The organism is Paenibacillus praedii (assembly GCF_049725345.1).
In the GTDB taxonomy this organism is placed as follows: domain Bacteria; phylum Bacillota; class Bacilli; order Paenibacillales; family Paenibacillaceae; genus Pristimantibacillus.
This window is the reverse complement of record NZ_JBMWAM010000001.1, coordinates 163,251-188,529: the sequence shown is the minus strand read 5'-3', so window position 1 is coordinate 188,529 and position 25,279 is coordinate 163,251. Positions and strand designations below refer to the sequence as shown.

At 46.1% G+C, this 25,279-nt stretch carries 21 protein-coding genes and 1 pseudogene; 17 read left to right on the top strand and 5 right to left on the bottom strand.

Translation table 11 applies throughout. The features are described 5' to 3' along the window. The first annotated feature begins 17 nt into the window (after window positions 1–17). From cobD to ACO9K6_RS00875, 4 genes are all read left to right on the top strand, one after another. Window positions 18–1,106: a threonine-phosphate decarboxylase CobD gene (cobD, locus tag ACO9K6_RS00890; protein ID WP_424765644.1), complete on the top strand. Its 1,089-nt coding sequence runs from the start codon at window positions 18–20 to the stop codon at window positions 1,104–1,106. Between the two features lie 14 nt (window positions 1,107–1,120). After that, a complete protein-coding gene (locus ACO9K6_RS00885; RefSeq protein ID WP_424765643.1) occupies window positions 1,121–2,731 on the top strand; it encodes a cobyric acid synthase in 1,611 nt (536 codons plus the stop codon). Then, on the top strand, window positions 2,728–3,438 hold the full coding sequence (locus ACO9K6_RS00880; protein WP_424765642.1) for an adenosylcobinamide amidohydrolase: 711 nt from the start codon (window positions 2,728–2,730) through the stop codon (window positions 3,436–3,438). The genes ACO9K6_RS00885 and ACO9K6_RS00880 overlap by 4 nt, the downstream gene beginning before the upstream one ends. Before the next feature lie 277 nt (window positions 3,439–3,715). Then, on the top strand, window positions 3,716–4,930 hold the full coding sequence (locus ACO9K6_RS00875; RefSeq protein WP_424765641.1) for an MFS transporter: 1,215 nt from the start codon (window positions 3,716–3,718) through the stop codon (window positions 4,928–4,930). 376 nt (window positions 4,931–5,306) lie between these two features. Here the strand turns inward: ACO9K6_RS00875 and ACO9K6_RS00870 are convergent, their stop codons facing one another. Beyond that, a complete protein-coding gene (locus tag ACO9K6_RS00870; protein WP_424765640.1) occupies window positions 5,307–5,468 on the bottom strand; it encodes a hypothetical protein in 162 nt (53 codons plus the stop codon). A gap of 194 nt (window positions 5,469–5,662) precedes the next feature. Here ACO9K6_RS00870 and ACO9K6_RS00865 point away from each other — a divergent pair. Further along, window positions 5,663–5,830, top strand: a pseudogene (locus ACO9K6_RS00865) (HAD hydrolase-like protein); the annotation flags it as partial. Window positions 5,831–5,884: 54 nt separating this feature from the next. On the opposite strand, the gene ACO9K6_RS00860 reads toward ACO9K6_RS00865, so the two are convergent. Beyond that, entirely contained in the window at window positions 5,885–7,072 is a 1,188-nt protein-coding gene (locus ACO9K6_RS00860) for an ROK family protein (protein WP_424765639.1), read from the bottom strand. A gap of 669 nt (window positions 7,073–7,741) precedes the next feature. Between ACO9K6_RS00860 and ACO9K6_RS00855 the strand changes: the two genes are divergently transcribed. Together ACO9K6_RS00855 and ACO9K6_RS00850 are read left to right on the top strand one after the other, a co-directional pair. Further along, window positions 7,742–9,283 (top strand): SAM-dependent methyltransferase, encoded by a 1,542-nt coding sequence (locus ACO9K6_RS00855; RefSeq protein ID WP_424765638.1) that lies wholly within the window; start codon window positions 7,742–7,744, stop codon window positions 9,281–9,283. 206 nt (window positions 9,284–9,489) lie between these two features. After that, window positions 9,490–9,789 (top strand): iron-sulfur cluster assembly accessory protein, encoded by a 300-nt coding sequence (locus ACO9K6_RS00850; protein ID WP_424765637.1) that lies wholly within the window; start codon window positions 9,490–9,492, stop codon window positions 9,787–9,789. 197 nt (window positions 9,790–9,986) lie between these two features. Here ACO9K6_RS00850 and ACO9K6_RS00845 read toward each other — a convergent pair whose 3' ends face one another. Further along, the gene (locus ACO9K6_RS00845) at window positions 9,987–10,859 is read right to left on the bottom strand and encodes a YihY/virulence factor BrkB family protein (protein WP_424765636.1); all 873 of its coding nucleotides are present in this window, start codon (window positions 10,857–10,859) and stop codon (window positions 9,987–9,989) included. A 387-nt stretch (window positions 10,860–11,246) separates the two neighbouring features. Here ACO9K6_RS00845 and ACO9K6_RS00840 point away from each other — a divergent pair, with 387 nt between their 5' ends. From ACO9K6_RS00840 to ACO9K6_RS00805, 8 genes are all read left to right on the top strand, one after another. After that, window positions 11,247–13,058 carry an assimilatory sulfite reductase (NADPH) flavoprotein subunit gene (locus tag ACO9K6_RS00840; RefSeq protein WP_424765635.1) on the top strand — a complete coding sequence of 604 codons (1,812 nt, stop codon included), beginning with the start codon at window positions 11,247–11,249 and terminating at the stop codon, window positions 13,056–13,058. 35 nt (window positions 13,059–13,093) lie between these two features. After that, window positions 13,094–14,815 (top strand): assimilatory sulfite reductase (NADPH) hemoprotein subunit, encoded by a 1,722-nt coding sequence (cysI, locus tag ACO9K6_RS00835; RefSeq protein ID WP_424765634.1) that lies wholly within the window; start codon window positions 13,094–13,096, stop codon window positions 14,813–14,815. A gap of 325 nt (window positions 14,816–15,140) precedes the next feature. After that, on the top strand, window positions 15,141–15,575 hold the full coding sequence (locus ACO9K6_RS00830) for an SRPBCC family protein (RefSeq protein ID WP_424765633.1): 435 nt from the start codon (window positions 15,141–15,143) through the stop codon (window positions 15,573–15,575). 554 nt (window positions 15,576–16,129) lie between these two features. After that, window positions 16,130–17,629 carry a malate:quinone oxidoreductase gene (locus tag ACO9K6_RS00825; protein WP_424765632.1) on the top strand — a complete coding sequence of 500 codons (1,500 nt, stop codon included), beginning with the start codon at window positions 16,130–16,132 and terminating at the stop codon, window positions 17,627–17,629. Window positions 17,630–17,943: 314 nt separating this feature from the next. After that, window positions 17,944–18,351 (top strand): iron chaperone, encoded by a 408-nt coding sequence (locus ACO9K6_RS00820; RefSeq protein WP_424765631.1) that lies wholly within the window; start codon window positions 17,944–17,946, stop codon window positions 18,349–18,351. Window positions 18,352–18,499: 148 nt separating this feature from the next. Next, the gene (locus ACO9K6_RS00815) at window positions 18,500–19,483 is read left to right on the top strand and encodes a zinc-binding dehydrogenase (RefSeq protein WP_424765630.1); all 984 of its coding nucleotides are present in this window, start codon (window positions 18,500–18,502) and stop codon (window positions 19,481–19,483) included. Between the two features lie 250 nt (window positions 19,484–19,733). Then, entirely contained in the window at window positions 19,734–20,903 is a 1,170-nt protein-coding gene (locus tag ACO9K6_RS00810) for a glucosaminidase domain-containing protein (RefSeq protein ID WP_424765629.1), read from the top strand. Between the two features lie 70 nt (window positions 20,904–20,973). Next, a complete protein-coding gene (locus ACO9K6_RS00805) occupies window positions 20,974–21,495 on the top strand; it encodes a hypothetical protein (protein WP_424765628.1) in 522 nt (173 codons plus the stop codon). A gap of 65 nt (window positions 21,496–21,560) precedes the next feature. Here the strand turns inward: ACO9K6_RS00805 and ACO9K6_RS00800 are convergent, their stop codons facing one another. Both ACO9K6_RS00800 and trhO read right to left on the bottom strand, forming a co-directional pair. Then, window positions 21,561–21,707, bottom strand: a complete 147-nt coding sequence (locus tag ACO9K6_RS00800) for a hypothetical protein (RefSeq protein WP_424765627.1) — start codon at window positions 21,705–21,707, stop codon at window positions 21,561–21,563. 124 nt (window positions 21,708–21,831) lie between these two features. Beyond that, window positions 21,832–22,728: an oxygen-dependent tRNA uridine(34) hydroxylase TrhO gene (gene trhO, locus ACO9K6_RS00795; RefSeq protein ID WP_424765626.1), complete on the bottom strand. Its 897-nt coding sequence runs from the start codon at window positions 22,726–22,728 to the stop codon at window positions 21,832–21,834. A 548-nt stretch (window positions 22,729–23,276) separates the two neighbouring features. Here trhO and ACO9K6_RS00790 point away from each other — a divergent pair. Both ACO9K6_RS00790 and ACO9K6_RS00785 read left to right on the top strand, forming a co-directional pair. Further along, window positions 23,277–24,305 (top strand): NADH:flavin oxidoreductase/NADH oxidase, encoded by a 1,029-nt coding sequence (locus tag ACO9K6_RS00790; RefSeq protein WP_424765625.1) that lies wholly within the window; start codon window positions 23,277–23,279, stop codon window positions 24,303–24,305. Continuing rightward, window positions 24,305–25,264: a 2-hydroxyacid dehydrogenase gene (locus ACO9K6_RS00785; protein WP_424765624.1), complete on the top strand. Its 960-nt coding sequence runs from the start codon at window positions 24,305–24,307 to the stop codon at window positions 25,262–25,264. The genes ACO9K6_RS00790 and ACO9K6_RS00785 overlap by 1 nt, the downstream gene beginning before the upstream one ends. Window positions 25,265–25,279 lie beyond the last annotated feature (15 nt).

Here is a 25,279-nt window from a genome sequence, read left to right as displayed (position 1 = left end):
AGGAGTTGGAGGACAATATGTTAGAAAGATACGGACATGGCGGCGACCTGCGTACAGCGGAGGAAGCATTCGGCATGCCAGCCGAAAAATTTATTGATTTCAGCTCGAACATGAATCCGCTCGGTCCGCCGGCGAGTGTGAAGCGAGTGCTTCATGCTTACGCGGACGTCATAGGACAATATCCGGATCCAGCGGCACGCGGAATTAGACGGCGGCTGGCAAAGCATCATGAGATCGATGAGCAGTCAATCGTCATCGGCAACGGCGCTGCAGAGCTAATCGATTTGGTTGTGCGCGCGCTGAAGCCTGAAATAACCGCGCTTGCGGTTCCTTGCTTTGATGAATATGGGGATGCCGTTCGCAAGCTCGGCGGGGCGATCATTGAAATCAAGTTATCGGCGGAACAGCATTTTATGCTGGATAGTAGTGATAAGAACGTAGATGAGATGGCTGCCGGCACCCTGTTTATACTTGGTTCACCGAATAATCCAACGGGTCAGCTGGTTGAACCGGAACTGATCCTCAAGCTGCTCAGAAAAGGAGCATTCGTTGTGGTGGATGAGGCTTTTATGGACTTCGTTCCGGAAGAAGCGAGATACAGCCTTATTCGGGAGGCTGCGCGTCATGAGCGGTTGTTTGTGATTCGTTCTATGACGAAATTTTATTCGATACCCGGCATCAGGCTCGGATATATCGTTGGAACGCCAAGATCATTAAGCGGCTTACGGCGTTTGCAGGTGCCTTGGAGCGTTAATTCGCTTGCACAGCTAATTGGCGAGGCGGTGCTGGACGAGACAGACTTTGCCTTGCAGACTTTAGAGTGGCTGCAGCAGGAACGCCCTTGGTTAGTCCATGAGCTGGAGACAATAGGCTTTCAGGTTTATCCCAGCCAGACGAATTATTTGCTGGCGCAATTGCCACAAGGTATCGGATTGAGCGCAAGTATGCTTCAGCTCGAGATGGGGAAGCAGGGCGTTCTTATTCGCGATGCATCGCGCTTCGCTGGCCTTGACCATACGTATATTCGAGTTGCAGTAAAACGAAGAGATCAGAACGAAAGGCTGCTGGAGGCCTTGAAATATTGCTTCGTACATTGCGTGAAATGAGGGGAGCCGTGGATATGAGTATTAAGAAGTCACCAGCCTCGAGCCTATCGGGGACAGGCCGTACAATTATGATTCAGGGAACCGCGTCTGATGTAGGCAAAAGCTTGATTACCGCTGCGCTTTGCCGCATATTCACGCAGGACGGCTATGCTGCGGCTCCCTTCAAATCGCAAAACATGTCGCTTAATTCCTATGTTACATGGGATGGGAAGGAAATTGGTCGTGCGCAGGGCATGCAGGCGGATGCATGCGGAATATTGGCATCAACCGATATGAATCCGATTTTGCTCAAGCCATCGGGCGAGATGTCATCGCAGGTCGTCGTGCACGGCAAACCGCTTCGCGATTTTGATGCGCGTGAATACCGCGAGAGTTATTTGCCGATTGCCGGAAGCATTGTTCAGGAAGCATTGAACCGTCTGCGTGAGCAGCATGATATCGTAGTGCTCGAAGGGGCTGGCAGTCCGGCAGAAATCAATTTGAAGGATCGCGATATCGTTAATATGCGTATGGCGGCTTGGGCAGATGCGCCGGTCATACTGGCTGCCGATATTGATCGCGGCGGCGTATTTGCAGCAATTGTTGGCACGTTAGAGCTGCTTGAGCCGGATGAGAGGGACCGCGTATGCGGATTTATTATTAATAAATTTCGCGGTGACGTGTCACTGCTGAAGACTGGACTGGATTGGCTGGAGGCCCGGACAGGCAAGCCGGTGCTCGGCGTGCTGCCTTATTTGCCGGATTTGGAGCTGGAGGACGAGGATTCGCTGTCGCTTAGCAAGCAGCATAGGGCTGGCGTTCTGCAAGGCGGGGATGAATCGGCTGGAGAACTCGATATTGCGGTCATTCGGCTGCCAAGAATTTCGAACTTTACCGATATGGATCCGCTTCGTTTCGAGAAGGATGTAAAGCTTCGTTACATTGAACGGGAAGGTCAATGGGGCAGTCCGGATGCGATTATTATTCCGGGCAGCAAAAATGCGATCGAGGACTTGATCTGGCTGAGAGAGACGGGGTTAGCTGCATTAATTGAATCGCATGTGGCTGAAGGAGGCTGGACTGTGGGCATCTGCGGGGGCTACGAGATGCTTGGAGCAAGGCTGCTCGATCCACTCCATGTGGAATCAACCGTTAGGGAATCGGAAGGGCTTGGCTTGTTTCCGTTCGAAGTGACCTTTGCCGCAGAGAAAAGAACCGTTCGCGTAGAAGGTGTGACCAAAGGTGATGGCATGCCCTCTTTGCCGATTGGCGGTTATGAAATCCATATGGGCGAGATTAAATGGCTGCCAACCCAAAGCCCAGTCGTTCGACCGTTCCACATACGAGAGCAGCATGTTACGGAGAAAGATGTAGCTGCTTCCGAATATGAACCTGAAGGGGCATCCACGCTGGAGGGCAGACTTTGGGGAACCTTTATTCATGGAATTTTACATAATGATGATTATCGCCGATATTGGCTGAATGGCATTCGTGAAGAGAAGGGACTGGAACGTCTGCCTGCGGAGCTAAGATTTCAGGAGCGTCGAGAGCTTGCATTTGACAGGCTTGCTGAGCATGCACGACGCTATTTGGACCTACCGCAGATTTATGAGCTGCTCGGCGTATCGGAGGAGGCTAAGCTATGACCCAGCCTTTTCGCAAGGGCTTCCGCTATGATAGTGCGCTATGGAACGGAGTGAGCTTACGTCTGCTTGCAGATCGGATCGAAGTCAGCTGTACGGAGCCGCTGTATGCTCTTAGCAGCGCTGTGCATCCTGGAGGCTTTTCCTATTCGAATCGCATCATCAATTGGAAGGTTCCGCTCACGTATCAATGTGATGATCCCGTGCAGGATATTGTGAAAAAGTGCAGCGAGTGGGTCTGCGAACCCGAGCGCACCATCGGTCTCATCACGGCTGCCAAGCTTACTCATGCTTCTGTTGTGGAATGCGAGGGAGACAGGTTCAAGCTGCTTTGCTGCACGACGGTTGGCACACGCAATGCGGCAAGGGCGGGTTTGCCTCGCCAAACGTTTCCGGCCTACACGCCAGGAACGATTAATACGATTTTATTGATTGACGGGCAGATGACAGAAGCAGCGATGGTAAATGCGGTCATAACGGCTACAGAAGCGAAGACGGCTGCGCTGCAGCAGCTGGGCATCGTAGAAATGGAAAGCGGGGAATCGGCTACAGGTACAACGACGGATGCGATTGTGATCGGAGTCAGTCAAAACAAGCATTGGCATGTGGTGCATGCTTATGCGGGAGCTGCGACTACGATCGGCTGTGCAATTGGCGAAGCCGTTTATGCTGCGGTGCTTGAAGCGACGCGAACACAGCATGAAGATTAAGGATGGAATTCTTTCACAAAGAGCTCCGGCAGCTGAAAAGGAGCAAAGAATCATTTATCGAACCAAGCCTCTGAGTACCACACCGGACCCTGGGATCGGCGATGTTGTGACAGGAATTCTGTTATAGATTTCGTCCCCTAGACGTTAAGTCTCAGACCATAACGCTAAAGGATGCATGGAATAAAAAAAGGTGAAGCAGTTGTAAAGACCGATATGCATTGTATACAATGTGAGATGGCAAAGATCATCAATTCATGGTAAGGAGTGTGCAGCAGTCTTGTCATCAGAGATTATTACTTCCAGTTCTGTATCCTTTCGTTATCGGTTAATCACATTGCTGCTTGTTGTCGTGGTTGCGGGCATGAGCCAAGGACTGCTTCTGCCCCTGCTGTCCATAATGCTGGAGCATTCCGGCGTCTCGTCGGATATGAATGGCCTTAATTCAACGGCTTTATATATCGGAATATTCATTACGATGTTTTTTATCGAAAAACCGGTCGTTCGGTATGGATACAAAAAAGTCATCGTGGCAGGCATTGTGCTAGTAACGCTCGCCACGCTCATTTTCCCTCTTAGCCAGTCGCTTACCCTATGGTTTGTATTGCGACTGCTTGTCGGCATAGGGGATAGCTCGCTTCATTACGCTACCCAGCTATGGATTGTCAGCACGAGTCCGGCAGACCGCAGGGGAAAATATATTTCCCTTTATGGTATGGCATACGGGATTGGATTCAGCTTAGGTCCGCTGGGCATTAATTTGCTGCCGTTTGGCACTGCGGTTCCGTTTGTGGTGACAAGCTTGTTTTTTTTCGCTGTTCTGTTGTTGATGCTGCGTATGAGGAATGAGCTGCCGGAGACCGTCAAGAAAAGCAAAACCGCTGAGAATCGCTTTATTACAACTTATCGTATCGCATGGTTTGTATTAATTCCAGGCTTCTTATACGGCTTCATGGAAGCGTCAATGAACAGCAACTTTCCGTTGTATGCCCTGCGGATTGATTTGAGCCAGCATTGGATATCCTTATTGCTGCTTGCATTCGGTATTGGCAGTCTTATTTTGCAGTTGCCGCTCGGCATTTGGAGCGATAAAGTAGGGCGCAAGCCGATATTGATCGCTTGTGGCTTGATTGGCTCGCTTGTCTTTTTTGCGGTACCTGCAGCAGGAGATAACGTAGCTATATTGTTTGTACTTTTTGCAATTGGCGGAGGTGTTGTCGGTTCCTTCTATTCTTTAGGCCTTGCCTATGCGGCGGATATTTTGCCGCGCTCGATTTTGCCGGCAGCCAATGTTATTGCTTCCATCCATTTCAGTATCGGGAGCATCATGGGACCGACTCTAGGTGGATACGGCATCCGCTATGTTTCCATTCACAGTATATTTTTGTTTCTAGGCTTGTCTTTCTTGCTGTTCGTACTGCTTGGCTTTTGGTTTCGGCCAAGCCGCAGGGAGGAAGAAAAACAATTGCAGCCCTATGAAGCAGATGAGAAATAGTTGGCGATGACAAAGTGACTACAGGCCATATGCTAACGTTCAGGAATGTAGTGACAGATCGGCAACCTCTCATTAGTATAATGCGTTTTTTTAAGTGATGAAGCCGTCAATCAAATTGATCAGCTAATCAGTTTGCGGTTGACAAACTGAATAACGCGCAGAACCACCCTGCGAGATGTATCCAATAACCCAATAAAAACAACAAAAAAAGGAACGTTAAACTATTGTCAGTTTACGTTCCTTTTCCTATGTTATTTTTTACGTTTTGCAGCTCGAAATAGAAGCCGTTAGCAATAAGCCCGCGGTTTTACTATTTTTTTGTATGCCAGACATAGATGGGAAGCCGAGCATGACCCGGTCCGTTCAGCATGTCTTATTAATGCTTTTGCGACGTTTGATCGGAGGATTGATTTTGTTCAAAAACCTCTGCCGCTTCCTCTGCGGAAAATTTTGTATTTGCTGCGCCTGGTTCAGGCATTTTATTTAATTCAGTAGACTGTACATCCGCTTTAGATGTTTCGTTTTGTGGATTAGACATTTTTACACCTCCTCTTGGTATGCATATTTTCCCAATTATATTTCCCTTTGCAGCATTTTTTTATGCAATGGAAGGAAACATCTTGATTTTGAAATGAAGAGGAATTAGACCTTGAAGCCAACATTTCAAATACGGCGTGCAGCTATACTGAAATATTGCGGTACCGCAATATTGGTTGGCGAGATGGACAGGGGAAAAGCAGGACGATGATTGTCGGCGATTCGTTGACCTCGGATATTCAAGGCGGCATCAATTATGGGATCGATACGTCCTGGTATAATCCGAAGCGAAAATCGAACGCTAAAACGATTCAGCCTACTTATGAAATCAACGAGCTGTCTGAGCTGCTGAAGCTGCTATAGCATAAAGAAAGGAACGAGGCAGCCGGTAGGGCGAAAGCCTCGTTCCTTTTTTAATCAACTGAGATCCCACTCCTGCAGCATCATGACGGCGGCACCCGCTGTAACGGCGTCCTCCGTGAGCTGTCCTTGTGAAAAAGCTGGCTCGTACTGCGGCGAATAATAGATGTTGCTGCGGGCAACCTCGATGACCTTATCATAAACCGTTCGATGCACATTCACGAGCGGACCGCCTAATATAACCGCCTCTGGATGCAAAATATTTATCAGATTTGCGATCCCGATGCCAAGATAGGAGGCCGTTTGCATAAATTGCTCTGTAACGATAGCATCTTTGCTTAATAAAGCGTCTTGCAGGGCGTCAAACCGTATGTCTTGCAGAGTTGAAACGCTAGTTGCTCTTAATTGATCTGATGCAAGCGCTAGCTGAATTCTTTTCTCTAGCGCAGGGATTGAAACAAAAGCCTCAAGCGCGCCGTAATTGCCCTCGTCACCGAGTCTAGGGCCGTCCGTTTGGATGATCATCTGACCGAAGGAGCCCTCCATATCGACGGCGCCCCTCACGATTTGACCGCCCGACATCATCGCTGTCCTTAAGCCGACACCGGCATGAACATATAGCATATGCTGGACTTTCTCATCGCGCAGCGCCCAGTGCTCGCCGATAATAGCGGTATTGGCCCCATTATCCAGCAGAGCAGGGAGCCCGAGCTGCTGCTCCAAGCGCTTGGCAAGCGGCACATTGCTCCAGCCCTTGGCAGGGAAATGACGCGGCTTTAAAATAATGCCTTCCTCTCGGCTAAGAGGTCCTACCGCGCCGACTCCAATCCCAATGACCTGCTCACGGTTAATGCTGCGTTCTTTCAACATTTGCTCAGCAAGCAGGACAATTTTTTGAATAAGCTTGTCGGGTGTCATACCCTCATCCATTTTCCAGCGCTTGAAGGCTAATGGCTTGAGCTCTAAATCATAGAGACCGATAGAAGAGAAAAACCTGGAAATTTCAACCCCGAAGACGGCACGATGGGCAGGATTCACTTTATATAAAATAGGCTTTCGGCCTCCGGTCGAGCGTCCGAGCTCAGAGGCGATAATTAGACCGTCGTTCAGGAGCTCTTCCAACACGCGAGTGAGGCTGGTGCTCGTAATGGTTAGCATCTTCATAAGCTCCGCTTTGGAAACGAGTCCTAAACGCATAATACGGTCAAAAGCTTGTTTTTTGGTTGTCGGTTGCTTTACATTCATTATTCAATCTCCATTTGACCCATTGATCATATCGGATAAAACTATAACTATTATATGCTTATGCAGGCAGCATGACCATATGATTTGTTTATTGCGATTTTCCTACCGTGCGACAAAATTCCTCGATGTCACAGAAGACAGAATATTCAAAAAATATTGCGAGGTAGCTGATAGAAAAATGTTGATGTTTGTTAGAAGTTTCAGCACCCTTTACACGATAGCCGCGATCTGTTGAGATGTTTTTTTATAATTATTAACATTGAAATGAAATTAATGGTTAACAATTAAAAGTGAAAGGTTGGTGATCGGCGTGACTTCAATTTATGAACGGCTTGCTGCTATAAATAAGGCACATGTATGGCATCCGTTTACTCAGATGAAAGACTACAACCACTCTGCCCCATTTCTTCCGGTCTCTCCCGAGGTTTATTAAAGAACATGTTCTAGAACTATCAGGAAAAATTCAGCATCCCCGGGGGAATAGCTGCAATCTATGATCTTCTTTTGCTTCAGGCTGTGGCCCCGTGATAAGGTGAAATCAGATTGGATTACTACGAATATGCTATACTAAAATGTGCATGTCAAACAACGCTCCTTCATTAAAACGGAGGGGATGTCCGATGGCATAAGTTTGTTTTCAATAAATTAAACTAAGTAGGTATGAATGAGATGACACAAACAGAACAACCCATCTATCGTTTCGGTGATGCACCCATTTGGGAGCTGCAGCGATCCTATTATGAAGAGCAGGGAATTAAGGCGTGGCAAAGTGAAGAGGTCCCGCAGTACATAACGAATAATCCGATTATTGCTGTGGCATATGCGGAGATGATTTTCGGGTTTCTTCAAGATAGAGTGAGATTGGGTTATGCCTCTGAGCAAGTCACGATAGTTGAGCTTGGAGCGGGCTCGGGCCAATTGGCATTTCATGTTCTTAAAGAACTTTGCGAGCTAACAGAATTTGCGGGCATCGCGCTGCCTCCTTTTCGCTATGTCATGAGTGATTTAGCTGACAAAAATATTTCCTACTGGCAACAGCATCGCAGCTTAATTCCCTTCGTTGAACAGGGGATTTTAGATTTTACGAAATTTGATGCGGTTAGGGATACAGAGCTCAGCTTAGTAGAATCAGGTGTCCGCTTACGACCAGGCGACTTGCAGCAGCCGCTGGTTGTTATCGCTAATTACTTTTTTGACAGCATTCCGCAAGAACTGATTTATGTGGAAGACAGTAAAATTTATGAGTGCAAGGTTTCACTACAGTTTCCCGATGGAGCTGCCGATCTAAGCGCATCTGAGATGCTGGAGAAAGTCATTCTCGAGTATCATTATCGCCGGGCAGCTGATTATGAAAGGGAAACGTACCCATACCGCGACGTTATAGAGCTTTATAGACAGAAGCTTGATGATTCACATGTTCTCTTCCCAGCTATTGGAATGGATTGTTTAGAACGACTTGGCCAGCTGTCGCAACAGTCTTTTCTTTTGCTCACGGCGGATAAAGGAGACCATCGATTAGAGAGCTGGGAATTTTCGGAGCCGCCTAAGCTTATTCATCACGGAAGCTTCTCTCTGACGGCAAACTATCATGCTATTCAAACCTTTTTCGAGCAAAAGGGGGCGAAGTCTTTCTTCACCACGCATCATCATAACAACTTAAATATAGGCTGTATTCTAATGCTGCAAAGCCCGATAGAGTATATAAATACTCGTTTGGCTTACCGACGGTTTGTCGAACGCTTTGGTCCCGATGACTTTTTTAGCCTTAAGCAATGGTTTGACGGACAACTGAAACATTTGGAGCTACGTCAAATCCTGGCCTTCTGGCGATTGGGCGGTTACGATGCACAATGGCTCCTGCAAAGCGCTAGACGCATCTCAATCCTTCTGCCAACCGTTAATGAGGCCGAAATGGAAGACCTTCGAAGCGGAATATACTTGATGTGGAAAACCTATTATTCCATGGAGGAGAAGCATAACCTAGCGTTAGAGTGTGGCTTGCTGCTATTTCAAATGGATTTGTTTAAGGATGCGCTGCTATTCTTAGAACGATCATTGCATCCAAGCGACGCGGATTCCGAGGTGCTCTATCATTTGGCGATTTGCTGCTTTGAGGTCGGTAATGCTGCTGCTGCATTGGATTATTCACATAGAACATTAGCTATGGAGCCTGAGCACGAAGGAGCTTTGGCGCTTCAAGCACTTCTCTAATGGGTTATGGAGAAAATCTTACTCTATAGTTGAGGAGCTTGTTTCATCAAAAAGGGCCGAGCGGATAGATAAGTAAACGATGGGGAACTTTACTTCTATAATGAAGGCTTCCGGCAGCAATGAACGCTGATCTGCTCTAAAATCTTGACAAACCTTACTGTAATATATATGATTACAGTATATAAATAGAATAGAGGGCATAAACCATGAAATGTAAAATCAATCGAAATGCTGCAAAGGTGTTACAAAATATGTTGAGTAGTGAAGAAGCTGAAGGGAAGATGATTCGTGTCATTATTACACAGAATCATGGAGATCACGGTCACTATGATGTGATTCTTGATACGCCTACTGAGCATGATGAAATCGTAAAGACAGATAAAGACATTGAGATTTTACTGGATCAACGGGAAAAACTTTTGGATGGCGTTTGGATTCAATATTTTTATGTGCCCCAAGAAGGTTTTTTCATAACGAACCCATCTACAGGATATCTTGAAAAATAAACTCACGAACAATCCAATGTAATTTTATGTGTAAATACATGTTTAAAAAGGGGATGCAAATGAGCATCCCCTTTATGTATTTATATACAGCGAAGACACTAGAAGAGGGACGCCGACATAGGCTCGAAAGGGAAACGTTACTGCAGAGGGAGCGGTTGTTTTTATCTCTGATGATTTGTTTTAAGTCCGTGTCCGCTTTACATGGGATGACGGAAGCTGTATCGCAAGCTGTTATCCCGAGGGGTTTTCATTTTACCGGCAGCAAGCGTGGCATTGATTTCACCCCCTACTATGATAATGTTAGAGCTAATATAAAGCCAGATCAACAAAACAATAATGCTCCCGATGCTTCCATAGGTTTTGGAATAATTGCCAAAGTTGTTGATATAGAATTGGAACATTAGCGAGGTCACGATCCATCCGAAGGTTGTGAACAGCGCGCCCGGGACAACTTCCTTAAAGCGAAGCTTGCGGTTAGGTACGATCCAAAAGAGCAGTGAGAATACGCCGATCATGGCAACGATAGGAATCGCATATTTCAGAAAGCTCCAGATCGATTCAAATCCAGCGGGGTAGTTCATCCATTTAAAAATATATCCCCCGATCACCTTGCCGAAAATGAGCAGCAGCATAACCAGCATAATGACAACCGCGAGCACCAGCGTCGCCGCAAACGAGATGCTCCGAACCTTCCAAAACGGCCGATTTTCCTCCACGTCATAAGCCTTATTAATCCCTTTAATAATGGCATTAATACCATTTGAGGCTGACCATAATGTCGCAACCATCCCGATCGAAAGCAGCGCACCGCTGCTGTTATCGACGACCTCAAGCATTATGCCGTTTATTGTATCACCAGTTTCAGCCGGCAAAAGACGAATAAACTCCGCGATCACGCCGTCACCAGATAGTTGGACATAGCTGAACAAGCTTACCATGAAAATGAGAAAGGGAAAGAACGAAAGAATTAAATAATAGGTAACCTGTGCCCCAAGCGCAGGTACGTCATCATCGCGAAAGCGGCAATAAAGGCACTTGAAAAATTGCATCACATGCTGCGTTCGTTTCATATATCATCACCATCCTTACTTTAAAAATAAACAGGATGAGATGAACGTTAAACACTTAGCATAAATGACGTCATATACGTGGGCATGTAGGAATTATGATGTGAAAATAAGAATCACAAAAAGTCACCCTGATTTTGAATGGAATTTCCAAAATCATCTGAACCGCATCACAAGTAGGGCGAAATATGTAATTGACCACTAAGTCCTTTGTCTTCATGAACTTAATGATCATACACAAAAAAATATGAATTATTACTATTTGTAAGGAAAACTAATTAAACTTATAAAATCATTTTTATTGCTCGGGTTCTCTTACTGTGATAGCCTAAGTAATTAGTTGAAGAATAATAATTGGGGATAAATTTGATGACAGCGAGGTGTGAATTTTTGAGTCTACAAATGACGAATAGTCCTTTTAATCAAGATCAGGCAGAGCTTCTTAATCGCTTACTGCCCACGCTTACCGAGATGCAGAAGGTTTGGCTGAGCGGTTATTTAACAGCTCTACACAGTGCGGAAGCTTCAACTACTTCAACAACTGTTATGGCAATAAATGAACCAGTCATATCCAAAGAGGTAACGGTGCTGTTTGGGTCCCAGACCGGAAACAGCCAAAAATTGGCCAAGACGATGACTAAAAAGCTTCAGGAGAAGGGTTTCCAGGTGACCCTTTCATCAATGAGTGACTTTAAGCCAAATACGTTAAAAAAGGTTCAAAACTTGCTCATCTTAGTGAGCACGCATGGGGAAGGTGAACCGCCGGACACCGCGCTAGCTTTCCATGAATTCCTGAATAGTAAGAGAGCACCTCAATTAGAGGACTTGAGGTTTTCTGTACTAGCTTTAGGTGACACTTCATATGAATATTTCTGCCAAACAGGAAAGGATTTTGACAAGCGTCTTGAGGAGCTTGGGGGTAAGAGGCTTACCTCACGCGTCGACTGCGATGTGGATTTTGATGATTCTGCTATGGAATGGATGAATAATGTCCTAGGCTCTCTAAATGAGGCTTCGGCAGCTCCGGCCTCGGTAAGCGTCGGCGGTGCAGCAGTCCAGAGCGGGACGGAATCGGAATATTCGAGGACGAATCCATTTCAGGCCGTCATTCTTGAAAATGTGAATCTGAATGGACGCGGATCTGACCGGGCAACTCATCACCTTGAACTCTCGCTTGAGGGATCCCAGCTTCATTATGAACCCGGTGACAGCTTGGGTATTTATCCTAATAATCATCCAAGACTTGTCGATGAGCTTATCCAAGCGATGGGTTGGAATCAGGCGGAGCTTGTTACAGTCAATAAAAACGGGGAAGAGCGCCCGTTGGTTGAGGCTTTGAGTAACCATTATGAAATTACGGTCCTGACGAAGCCGCTCATCGAGCAGGCTGCGAAGCTTGTCCCGAGCAGCGGGCTGCCGGAACTGCTCGCGTCAGGACGGGAGCAGGAGCTCAGAGCGTATATCCAAAATCGGGATCTGTTGGATTTGGTGCAGGACTACAACCTTCAAGGCGTGCCGGCCAAAGCATTCGTATCGATTCTACGGAAGCTACCGCCAAGACTTTATTCGATCTCGAGTAGTCCGAAGGCGTACCCGGATGAGGTGCATCTGACGATACGGAAGGTGGAGTACGAAGCTCTTGGACGAAATCGGTACGGCGTATGCTCGACCTATATCGCAGAGCATGCAGAACCTGGCGATACGCTGCCGGTATTTATTCAACAGAACGAGAACTTTAAGCTCCCGCAAAACACGGATACGCCGATTATCATGATCGGACCCGGCACAGGTGTTGCTCCGTTCCGGGCTTTCCTAGGAGAGTGGGAGGAATCTGGAGCTCAAGGAAAGACGTGGTTGTTCTTTGGCGATCGTCATTTCTCCACGGATTTCCTCTATCAAGTCGAATGGCAGCGTTGGCTGAAGGATGGTGTACTGACGCGTATGGATGTTGCATTCTCCCGCGATACGGATGAGAAGGTCTATGTGCAGCACCGGATACTTGAGCACAGCAAGGAATTGTATCAATGGCTTCAAGAAGGTGCCCACATTTACGTGTGCGGAGACGAGAAGCACATGGCTCATGACGTTCATGCGGCTCTCGTAACGATTCTGGAGCAGGAGGGCGGACTTAGCCCCGAGGAAGCTGCGGAGTATTTGGCACGAATGCTGCAGGAAAAACGTTATCAGAGAGATATATACTGAGTCCAGGCTCAAAGTCAGCGGGAGGAGACAGTGAAATGAACGGAAACAACTTGCTATCGCCAAACAGTGCGCCTCACAGCGATGTAGAAGACATTAAGCGGCGAAGCGATTACCTGCGAGGATCTCTTGCAGAGACACTTGATGACAGAATTACGGGATCCATTCCCGAGGATGATAACAGGTTGATGAAACATCACGGAAGCTACATGCAGGATGACCGGGATCTTCGCAACGAGCGGAGCAAACAGAAGCTGGAGCCGGCCTATCAGTTCATGCTTCGCGTTAGGGCTGCCGGCGGGGTTGTTACGCCGGAGCAATGGCTGATGATGGATCGGATCGCACAGCAATATGCGAACGGAACGATTCGTCTGACTACAAGGCAGTCGTTCCAGCTGCATGGCGTGATCAAGTGGAACATGAAGAAAGCCATCAAAGAAGTGAACGAGGCGCTGTTAAGTACGCTTGCGGCATGCGGGGATGTAAACCGCAACGTTATGTGCAACCCGAACCCCTACCAGTCCGACATACACGAGCAGGTTTATGAATTGGCGAAGAACGTTAGCAGTCATCTTGATCCGCGAACCAGAGCCTATCATGAAATTTGGCTCAATGAAGAGAAGGTTGTCGACAGTCGGGATGCAGAAGAGATAGAACCGATTTACGGCGCTGTTTATTTGCCGCGTAAGTTTAAGATCGGCATCGCTGTACCGCCTTCTAACGATGTAGATGTCTTCTCTCAGGATCTCGGCTTGATCGCGATTCATGAGGAAGGTCGGTTGTTGGGCTTCAACGTTGCAGTCGGCGGGGGCATGGGTATGACGCACGGCGATCTGAAGACGTATCCGCAGCTGGCGCGGGTGATCGGTTTTATTAGGCCAGAGCAGCTCATTGACGTAGCGGAGAAAACGGTCATGATCCAAAGGGATTACGGAGACCGTTCGGTGCGAAAGCATGCCCGCTTCAAGTATACGATTGACGATCGTGGATTGGAATGGTTCATTAACGAGCTTCACCAGCGTTTAGGGTGGCAGCTGGAAGAGGCACGCCCGTATCATTTCGACCACAATGGGGACCGTTATGGTTGGGTGAAGGGAAGCAATGGCAAATGGCATTTCACCTTATTTATTCAGAACGGACGGGTGATGGACGACGATAGTTACCTGCTAATGACCGGTTTACGGGAAATCGCCAAGATCCACAAGGGTGACTTCCGCCTGACACCGAATCAGAACCTCATCATAGGCAATGTTACCAGCCAAAAGAAGAATAAAATCGAGGAGATTATAAAGGCATACGGGCTGACCGACGGGATTCAATATTCTGCCCTGCGCCGGAACTCGATGGCCTGCGTTGCTTTGCCGACTTGCGGCATGGCGATGGCCGAAGCGGAGCGCTATATGCCATCGCTGATGGATAAGTTCGAATTGATCTTGGATGAGGTGGGATTGCGCCAAGAAGAGATAGTCATTCGCATGACCGGCTGTCCGAACGGATGCGCCCGGCCTGCGCTGGCGGAGATAGCCTTTATCGGCAAGGCTCCCGGTAAATACAATATGTATTTGGGTGGCGGTTTCTCAGGTAATCGATTGAATAAGATGTATCGTGAAAATATCGGTGAAACGCAAATTCTCGAGGAGCTGCGGCCAATCTTGAACCGGTATGCGAAGGAACGCGAGGAAGGCGAACATTTCGGTGATTTCGTCATTCGCGCCGGGTACGTGCAAGAAGTTCGTTCGGGACTCGATTTTCATGAGTAGCGCGACATTCCTATAATAAAGCAGGAGAGCTGTCTCAAAAGTAGATTTCTACTGGAGAGACAGTTCTTTTTTATATACCGGACTGTTGCTACGCGAATTTCGCCGATAGCCCCGTTAATGCCTTTTCTAATCAAGGTATATCTCTTACGATTTAGGTGGTTCAGTTGAAAAATGCTTTTTAAAAACCACAAGATTGGCGGCTAACAACATACCAGTATAAATTGCGAAGAAACCTTTAGAGTCATGGCACTTCAGACATATCGACTTCCAGTGAATGATCATGGTATTATTTGAGAATAATATATTCATATAAGGAGGTCATGTAGTGGGAACAGGTAATCCGGTAACGATAACAGTAGAAACGATCGTTCACTCTCCCGTCGAAAGCGTGTGGAAATATTGGACGGATCCGAAGCATATCATGCAATGGAGTAAGGCTTCCGAAGACTGGCACACGCCATACGCCGAAAATGATCTGAAGGTCGGGGGTAAATTCATCTCGAGAATGGAAGCCAAAGACGGCAGCTTTGGATTTGATTTCGGCGGCGTATACGACGAGGTGAGCATTAACGAGAGCATCTCCTATACGATCACCGATGGTAGAAAAGTGAAGATCGCTTTTATTCGTCAAGATAACGACACGCAAATTATCGAATCGTTTGAAGCGGAAGAGACCAACGCCATCGAGATGCAGCAGGCCGGATGGCAGGCGATTTTAGATAATTTCAAAAAATATGTGGAAACAGCTAAAGAAGAATAAAAAGCTTTCGCAGCTTTAGAAGCGCATGTCGACATTGGCATGCGCTTTGCTATGTATGCCCAGCAGGGGCGTCATCTCTACGGTGAAAGTCATGAAGAGGTGCGGACAAGCGCTGCCATTAGCCCAGGGAAAAGGTCTCTATTATTTCCCTCATATTATACATAATTAGGAAAATTAGTATAGCAATTCAACATTTTGTAACGGGAACATTTGTTCGATATAATGGTGAGTGTATTCCAATGTAAAAAGGTGGAGACTCATTGAGCAGAGTATTTCGTTTTTTAATCCTTGGAAGAAGCTGGGTTAAGGCCTTGGGTACTGTTTGTTCCTAGGACCTTGTGGATGGACTTCGCACTTTTCACCAGCTATTAAATAGCATATAATTATAAGATAATAGTAGATATTTTAATCTATAATTAATTGTAATCCACTATGATATAATTATAAGTAAAACAGAAAAGATGTGTGACTAGTTCGCGCCTTAGCTTGGTGTGACGACTAAGCAGGAGCGCCTACATCCTTTCTGCAAATTTTAGGATATAAGGATGGTAAAAATGAGTAACAGAGAAACTAAAACTGACGTCATCTTAATTGGTGCCGGAATCATGAGTGCGACTTTAGGGACCCTTCTGAAAGAATTAGTACCGGAATGGGAAATTAAAGTGTTTGAGAAGCTCGAAAATGCAGGAGAGGAAAGCTCTAACGAATGGAATAATGCAGGAACAGGGCATGCGGCACTGTGCGAGCTTAACTACACTGTCGAAAAACCAGACGGATCTATAGATATTAGCAAAGCTATCGGAATTAATGAACAGTTTCAGCTTTCAATGCAGTTTTGGTCTTATCTTGTAAACAGCAAGCTGATAAGTAATCCGCAGGACTTTATCATGCCATTGCCTCATATGAGTATGGTACAAGGGGAACAAAATGTAACGTTTTTAAAGAAACGTTTTGAAGCGATGTCAAATAATCCTCTATTTCAAGGGATGGAATATTCCGATGACCCTGGAAAACTAATGGAATGGATTCCGCTTATTATACAAGATCGTCCATCGAAAGAACCTATAGCGGCAACAAAAATCGACTCTGGAACTGATGTCAACTTTGGTGCTTTGACGCGCATTTTGTTTGACCACTTAAAGAGAAAAAACGTCGATATCAAATACAAACATAGTGTTGATAATATGAAACGTACTAGCGATGGCTCGTGGGAATTGAAAGTGCGAACCGACAGCGGCAACGTCGAACGCCACACTGCAAAATTCGTTTTTATCGGTGGTGGGGGAGGAAGCCTTCATTTACTGCAAAAATCCGGTATTCCTGAAGGAAAACATATTGGAGGATTCCCGGTAAGCGGAATATTTATGGTGTGTAAAAATCCGGATGTTGTAGCGCAGCATCATGCAAAAGTATATGGCAAAGCTAAGGTTGGAGCTCCTCCAATGTCTGTTCCGCATCTTGACACAAGATTTATTGATAATAAAAAATCGTTGCTATTTGGACCGTTTGCCGGCTTTTCACCAAAGTTTTTAAAAACCGGTTCAATGTTTGATTTGGTCACTTCCGTAAAACCGGATAATCTCGTAACGATGTTGTCGGCAGGCGCAAAAAACATGTCATTGACAAAATACCTGATCGAGCAAGTTATGTTATCGAAAGAAAAGCGCATGGAAGAGTTACGAGAGTTTATCCCGAACGCAAAAAGCGAGGATTGGGATCTAGTAGTAGCGGGCCAACGTGTGCAAGTTATCAAAGATACTGAAGCTGGCGGCAAAGGTACACTTCAATTTGGTACGGAAGTTATTAGTGCCGCTGATGGCTCGATTGCTGCATTACTAGGTGCTTCTCCAGGTGCTTCTACTGCTGTTCACGTTATGTTTGAGGTATTTAAAAAATGCTTCCCGCAACATATGAAAGAGTGGGAACCAAAAATTAAAGAAATGATTCCTTCTTATGGCTTGTCACTCATGGAAAATCCAAAGCTTCTGCACGAAATTCATACTTCAACAGCAGAGACGCTTGGTCTAATCGAAAAAGAATTAGTTTATAGTTAATGTTTTAGATGTAGAAACAAAGGTATTTAATGAGAAAGAATAAGAAGCATTTTTCATCAATAGACAGTCGTTTCTATGATGAAGAGATTGAAAAAGCATGGAGTAAAAATAAAACAGAGAATCTTTGATCTATCTATAGATTGAAGGTTCTTTTTTTAAAAAATAGGAGGGAAAGATGGCATGACGAGGTCCCTTTGTTGTTTCGGGTATACTCGGGAGGTGACTCCGTATTTAAATGCAGTAAAAAAGAAATTAATGGGTTATAATGTATAATCACAAAGTTTTTTCTAAATATAGAAGTCAAAGGAGAGATCATGGGAGATAACAAGATCTACTCAATTGAGGATTATATATTACAGTTTCCTAACGAGACTCAGGAGATTCTTACAAAATTAAGACAAGTTATTAAAGAGTCAGCACCGAACGCAGAGGAAAAGATCAGCTATCAAATGCCGACGTATGCGCAGAATGGAAATTTGGTGCATTTTGCGGCTTACAAAAATCATATAGGTTTTTACCCGGCTCCAAGTGCAATCGAAGCATTTAAGCAAGAACTATCGGAATATAAAGGAGCAAAAGGGTCTGTCCAATTCCCAATTGAACAGCCACTGCCTTATGAATTAATAAGTAGGATTGTTACCTTCAGAGTTGCTGAGAATATTAAAAAGACGAATACAAGAAGAAAAAGAAGAGGAGCAACTTATGAACAAGCAAATGAATAAGTAAACAGCATCTTAAGCATTTGCTCCGTATCGACAGTTATTGACTATTAGTTTGCAATAACGGAAAGCTATGATTTGGTTTGTTTTTTTGCATGCCATCCATTAGAGTATAATAGAGCAGTTAAAACTCATTAGAGGAGGCTATTACATGCAAGCAATCGCTCTAGAGCATCCTGGCAAGCCGGACAGCTTAGTGCTCGCCGAGCTGCCTAAGCCAGTGCCGGGACCCGGAGAAATACTTGTTCGTATACGAGCAGTCGGCCTAAATCCAGTTGATTATAAGTTACTGGCTGGCGGTCTTCCAACATGGAAGTACCCGCATGTGCCTGGCGTGGATGCAGCAGGAATCATAGAGGGAATAGGCGAAGGCGTTGAGCAATGGAAGGTTGGTGATTCCGTTGTCTATCACGGTGATTTTACGAAGCCGGGGGCATTCGCCGAGTACGCGGTAACGACAGCACATACGGCAGCAGTGATTCCACATGGTATTTCGTTTGCTGCTGCGGCAGCTTTTCCTTGCGCGGGCTTAACGGCTTATCAAGCGCTCGTAAGAAAGATGAATATACAAGCGGGTCAGACGATATTCATACACGGAGGGGCTGGCGGCGTAGGCGGCTTTGCCATTCAAATCGCGAAAAAATTTGGCGCAGCGAAAATTATAACCAGCGCATCCGCGCACAATGCGGAGTATGTGAAATCGCTTGGCGCGGACGAGGTTATTGATTATAACAGTGAGAATGTTCATGAGGGAATAATGAGGTTAACGGAGGAGAGGGGAGTCGATTTGATCCTCAATACGGTTAACCGGGCTACTGCACAGGCTGATTTATCAGCTTTAGCCTTCGGAGGGCAGCTTGTCTGTATCGCGGGAGCGCCGGAGGTTGTTGCGGATTTCCAGCCTTCAGTAAAAACCTTTACCCTTCACAAGCTCATGCTGGGCGGAGCGCATGGCTCGGGCAATCGTCAAGCAGAGCTGGACCTTGCGAAAATGGCGGAGGAGTTTCAACAGCTAATGCTCAGCGGAGATATTGATCCGATGATCGGTGAAACGATTAGGCTCGATCAAATTCCGGCGGCTTTAACGCGCTTATCGGAACGACATGTTCGCGGCAAAATCGTTGTAGAGCTGTAAAATAAAAGCGATGTTTGCGGCTTGTGGTGATGATTTGTTAAATTTTTTTTTCAGAAAGCTCTTATTCTCTAGGGAATAAGGGCTTTTTGTTGTGCAGATTATGGCCAAATGGACAAAATCTCGTCTTTTCACTGACATACCTACATATAATCTTCACAGACCGTTGGATTGTCCTTAAGGACGCGCAGCTTCGCCAGTTACTTCACTCGGAAAGCGTATCCTTCATTACATTATGGGAAGAGGTATTGTCATGCGAAAAAAGTTGATTCAGCAAGCATTTTTTTATTTGCTCGTAATGTCCGTCATCATCACCTTAGGCATGTATATTCAACCTTTAAATAGCAGCCCTGCATTAGAGCCACCCGGTCTTGCCGAAGAGGTGACAAATCCAGCGCCTCTCACCACTGCAGAAAGGGAACCGCTAAAATTGAATAATTCACATCCGATGCCAATACATATGCCGATAAGACTTGATCACCAAAATAAGCTGGAGGTCCAGATCCAGTCGTTGGAGAACGAGCTTGGAAAGGGACCTGAAGTTGAACAGGGGCTGATGCATGCGCCAGACAATGCGCCGGAGCTCGAAACCATTCAAGAAAAGGCTCAAGAAGCAGAGCTAGAACCAAAGCAAGAGGTTGCGCAGGTTGTCGTGCCAAAGCTTACCTATGAGGTGACCGCATATTACTTAAATGTTCGAACAAAGCCGAATGCACGCTCCCCTATTTTAAAGGTAGTTGAAAAAGGAATGCGGATGGAGGTTGCGTCGATCATGGACAACGTCTGGCTGGAGCTGAAGGAGGGCGGGTTCATTCATGGAGGTTATGCCAAGCTGGTTGTCGAAGAAAACGAAGCATCAATTGCTTTGAATGTTGCTGTCGAGAGGTCTTCAACTGCGCCGAGCGTCTTTTCTCCGCCGGGTGAGGCTGAAACAGAACAGGAACAAGAGGCGAAGCAAAAGAAGGAAGTAGAGACGAATTTAGAGCCAAGCAAGCCAACCTCGGTTGTCGAATCTGACTCAGGATTAACCGAAGACCATATTGCCATAATTTTCGAAGGCACCGCGCTTGCTGATTATGAGCTGGAGGAGGCCATTCTTGAGATCGAGGATGAGTATGGGATTAATGCGTATTTTACAATCGCCGTTATGAAGCTGGAGAGCGGCAATGGCAAGAGCAAAATTGCCAAAAATAAAAATAATTTATTCGGATTAAATGCCATAGATGGCGATCAGTATAATCGAGCTTTTAGTTTTGAGACGAAAGCTGACAGTGTAAGAAGATTCGGACAGCTTCTCTCCAAGCATTACGTAGGCAAAGGCCTCGAAACCATTGAACAGGTAGCGAAAAAATACTGTCCAGCTAATTCAAAGTGGTCAGGACTAGTGAAGAGTATAATGAAAAGCGATTATAGAAAGCTTTGAGATGGCATTATATATAAAGATGTGTTATTTTCTTGCTAAAGGCTTAAAGACAGCATAGGAGAATATAAAAATGAGTGACATGATTCAGAAAGTACCGTTTGGCTATGAGCAGCCGAAGGTTGAGCGAAAGGGCACCATCGTTTATTATGATTCCTTCGAGCATACAACAGATCAAGAGCTGGATTTAGCGGCCTACATTGCGAAGGAGCGCTCATTTGCCAAGCTGGTGCTGTATCCCTTGCATGAGCAAAGTGTAAAGCGTATGTCGAAGGACCCGGTCAGCGCCTTTTATAAACGGGAGGATAAGCTCCATGAATGGAAGCGGGACCGTGGAGCGTCGAATGTGATCGTTGAGCGTTTTGAAGCGAAACGAAAAAAGTACACGCCGATAGATTCAGCGCTGCGTCATTTATCGGATACCTATCCTGCACCGCTCTTTCTTCTTATGACGGGGGAGATGTCAAATAGGTTCGCTTCCTATTCCTCCTTTGAGGAATGGATCGTTAGGGTTCGGCTGCTTCTGCTCACAGAACCCGAACAGCTGCATCCGCGGCTCGTGCAATACCGAAATCGATGGGAGTCAATCCATTAACTGTAAAATGAGAAAGAGCTGTCTGAGAGAAACAGACAGCTCTTTCTCATATCATACCGCGCAATCTAGCCAGTTGAAGGGCTGTTCGGCACATGACCCTTCTGATTGCGATTTCTATCCGTTGACTCAGCTACGTTATTTTCTGCTTGCTTTGAGCTTTCTACGAATGCCCGGTTTTTACTGGGAATCGATTTGTTTTTGTTGCGAGCCATCTGATAAGACCTCCATTCGCTTAATCGCCTTAGCATTTAAGACAGCATTAGGATATCCAATTCAATGTGTAATTAGTGATATAAAAACAGATCTGATCTTCTTAATGAAGATCAGATCTGCACTTTAGTTTACGCTAAGCACATGATCTTCGCATTCCTCAGAGCAAAAACCATTTTTTGTTTCTTCGCATTCTTTGCATACGAGGTGCTGACGATGGCAGAAATCATCGGCGCAGTTAATATACGTATCAGCAGGCTCTCCGCAATGATGGCATTTGCCCACGACTACAGCCTCATCCGTGTGGTTGATTATAACAGAGGTGCGCTCATCGAATACGTAGCATTTGCCGTCGAACAGTCTTCCTTGAACCTCTTCATCCTTGCCGTAGGTCACAATTCCGCCATCAAGCTGATAGACATCATTAAAGCCTTCGCTCATCATAACACCTGTAAGCTTCTCGCAACGAATGCCGCCCGTGCAATAAGTGATAATTGGCTTATCCTTGAACTCGCTCATATTCTCGCGAAGCCATTGCGGGAATTCCTTAAAGGTCTCCAGATCCGGCCTGATTGCATTGCGGAAATGACCGAGATCATATTCGTAATCGCTTCTTCCATCGAGCACGATGACATCTTCTCTTTGCAAATACTCGTGAAACTCTTTAGGAGAAAGGCGAGTACCGCTAAACGTATTCGGATCAAGCGGTTTGTCGTAACGGAGCGTGACAAGCTCCTTCTTGTAGCGCACGAATATTTTCTTGAAGGCATGCTGATCAGCTTCGTCGATTTTGAACACGAGATCCGAGAAGAGAGGATTCGCATGCATATCTCTCATGTATTTCTCAGTTTGCTCGACTGTCCCCGAGAGCGTGCCGTTAATGCCCTCATCCGCAATGAGAATGCGGCCCTTTACATTTAGTGCCTTGCAATATTCGAGATGCGCGGCAGCGAACTGTTCGGCATCGGGAACCGCTACAAATTTATAATACAATAAAATACGAAAATCGTTCGTTTTAGTCATCGTAGTATCCCTTTCCCATAAACTATTAAAAGCATACTATATTATAGATGACAGGATGTATATTTTCAACCAAACAACTTGAACTTTGTAAAAGTACTATCTATTTTTAGTACTACTCGAACACGGCTTGCTTGTCTTATGATGGATGAAACTGGAAGGAAGGGGTTGCGAGGATTGAAGAGCGTAACGAAGAAGCAAATCCAAGAAATCTATTCCGGCAAAATAACGAATTGGAAAGAACTTGGAGGTAAGGATTCAGCATTAGAGCTTTTCAACGTCCTGAGAACAGCTGCAGTCAGACAATGCTTCAGAAACCTTTTCTAGAGTGGATACCATCTGAGCAGGGGCAGTATCTTGTGGAACAAACCGGCTATACGCCATGACATGCAGGAAATTAATAATGCTGATTGAAAACGCGCATGATAAGGAAGGAGTGTCTTTTTGGCTCAAACTCGCGGACATTCCTTTTTCTTTTTGCTTTCAAATGTTACCTTTCTATGTATAAAATAGACGTATAACAGCGACAGCATCTTAAAATAGGAGTGATCATGTTGACCTTTCATCATTTGGACTCACCTTACAGCTTTAAAAGCCTCGTTTTAAAAAACAGAATCGTTATGGCGCCTATGTGCCAATACTCCGTTGAAGCGAAAGATGGCGCACCGAATAATTGGCATTTTGTTCACTATGTATCAAGAGCTGTCGGCGGGACAGGTCTTATTATGATGGAAATGACGGATGTCGATCCTGATGGAAGAATTACTGATAATGATCTTGGCTTATGGTCGGATGAGCAAATTCCAGCCTTCAAGCGGATTATTTCCGAGGTGCACCAATACGGATCGAAAATCGGCATTCAAATTGCCCATGCAGGCCGCAAAGCAGAGGATGCCGAGCAGCCCGTCGGCCCATCCGATATCCCTGCCGGCCCAAGCTATAAAACCCCAAAACCGCTTTCTGTGCAAGAGATCAATGTTTTAGTGGAGCAATTTAAAGCGGCAGCAGCACGTGCTCTGGAGGCAGGCGTCGATACCATTGAAATTCATGGCGCGCATGGCTATTTAATTCATCAATTTCACTCGCCGGCTATTAATAATCGGACGGATGAATATGGTCAAAATTATGCGAAGTTCGGTGTGGAGGTAATCCGGGCTGTGAAGAGTGTTATGCCTGCGGAAATGCCTTTAATCATGAGAATATCTGCAATTGAATATATGGAGAATGGCTATGATTTGGAGCATAGCATCGAAATAAGCAAGCAGTACCGGGCTGCCGGGGTTGATATATTCCATATTACAAGCGGCGGAGAGGGACCCGCTCCTCAGCGGAAGCCAGGAAATTATCCTGGTTATCAGGTGCCAATGGCGAGAGCGTTTAAAGAAGCGCTGCAGGTTCCCGTTATTGCGGTTGGTTTATTGGATGACCCAAAATTAGCAGAAGCCACGTTGGCTAATGAGGATGCTGATCTTGTTGCAGTAGCACGTGGAATGCTTCGCGATCCTTACTGGGCGCTCCATGCCATCCAAGCAGTAAAAGGTAAGGCAACCCCGCCGAAGCAGTATGAAAGAGGTTATTGATGAAGCCGGTCGTTTTTATTGACCGTTCAATACCGGCGGAGGTTGAAGCTTATATCACCGAGCATTGCCTTGTCGATAAATGGGACAGTACGCAATCGATCCCTCGAGAGCTGCTGCTGGAGAAGCTTGCAGCGGCAGATGGGCTATTGACGAGCGGAAGAAAAGTAAACGCCGATCTGCTTACTAGAGCCCCCAAGCTTAGAGCCGTCAGTACGATAAGCGTCGGGTACGATCATTTTGATCTAGAGGCCATGAAGGACCGAGGGGTAATCGGCACTCATACGCCGGATGTGTTGGATGATACGGTTGCCGATCTGACATTGGCTTTCATGTTGGGAACAGCTAGAAGAGTAGCAGAGCTCGATCGCTATGTGAAGGACGGCCACTGGAAGAAAAGCGATGGCGTGAAGCTGTTTGGCATAGATGTGCATCATGGTAAGCTCGGCATTATTGGCATGGGGCGGATCGGAGAAGCCGTGGCCAAGCGCGCTAGGTTTGGTTTTGATATGGATGTCGTTTATTACAATCGCAGCCGCAAGCCGGCAGCGGAGCAGCAGCTTGGCGTTCGTTATGAGGAACTGAAGGAACTGCTGTCGACTTCTGATTTTGTCGTGCTGCTAGCACCGCTTACGGTTGAGACAAAGGGAATGCTCGGACGCCATGAATTCCGACTTATGAAGCCCTCATCGATTTTCATAAACATTTCCCGTGGACAGACTATAGATGAACAGGCTTTAATCGAAGCCCTGCAAGAGGGAACGATCGCAGCAGCCGGATTGGATGTTTATGAACAGGAGCCTATCGATCCCCAACACCCATTTCTGCAAATGCCGAACGTGCTGACTCTCCCGCATATCGGCTCAGCTACGTCCCAGACGAGATTTAATATGGCTATGCTCGCCGCTCAGAATCTGGTTGCTGCGCTTAGCGGCATAACACCTCCAAATAGGGTAGTTTAATCACATAGCAAAGAA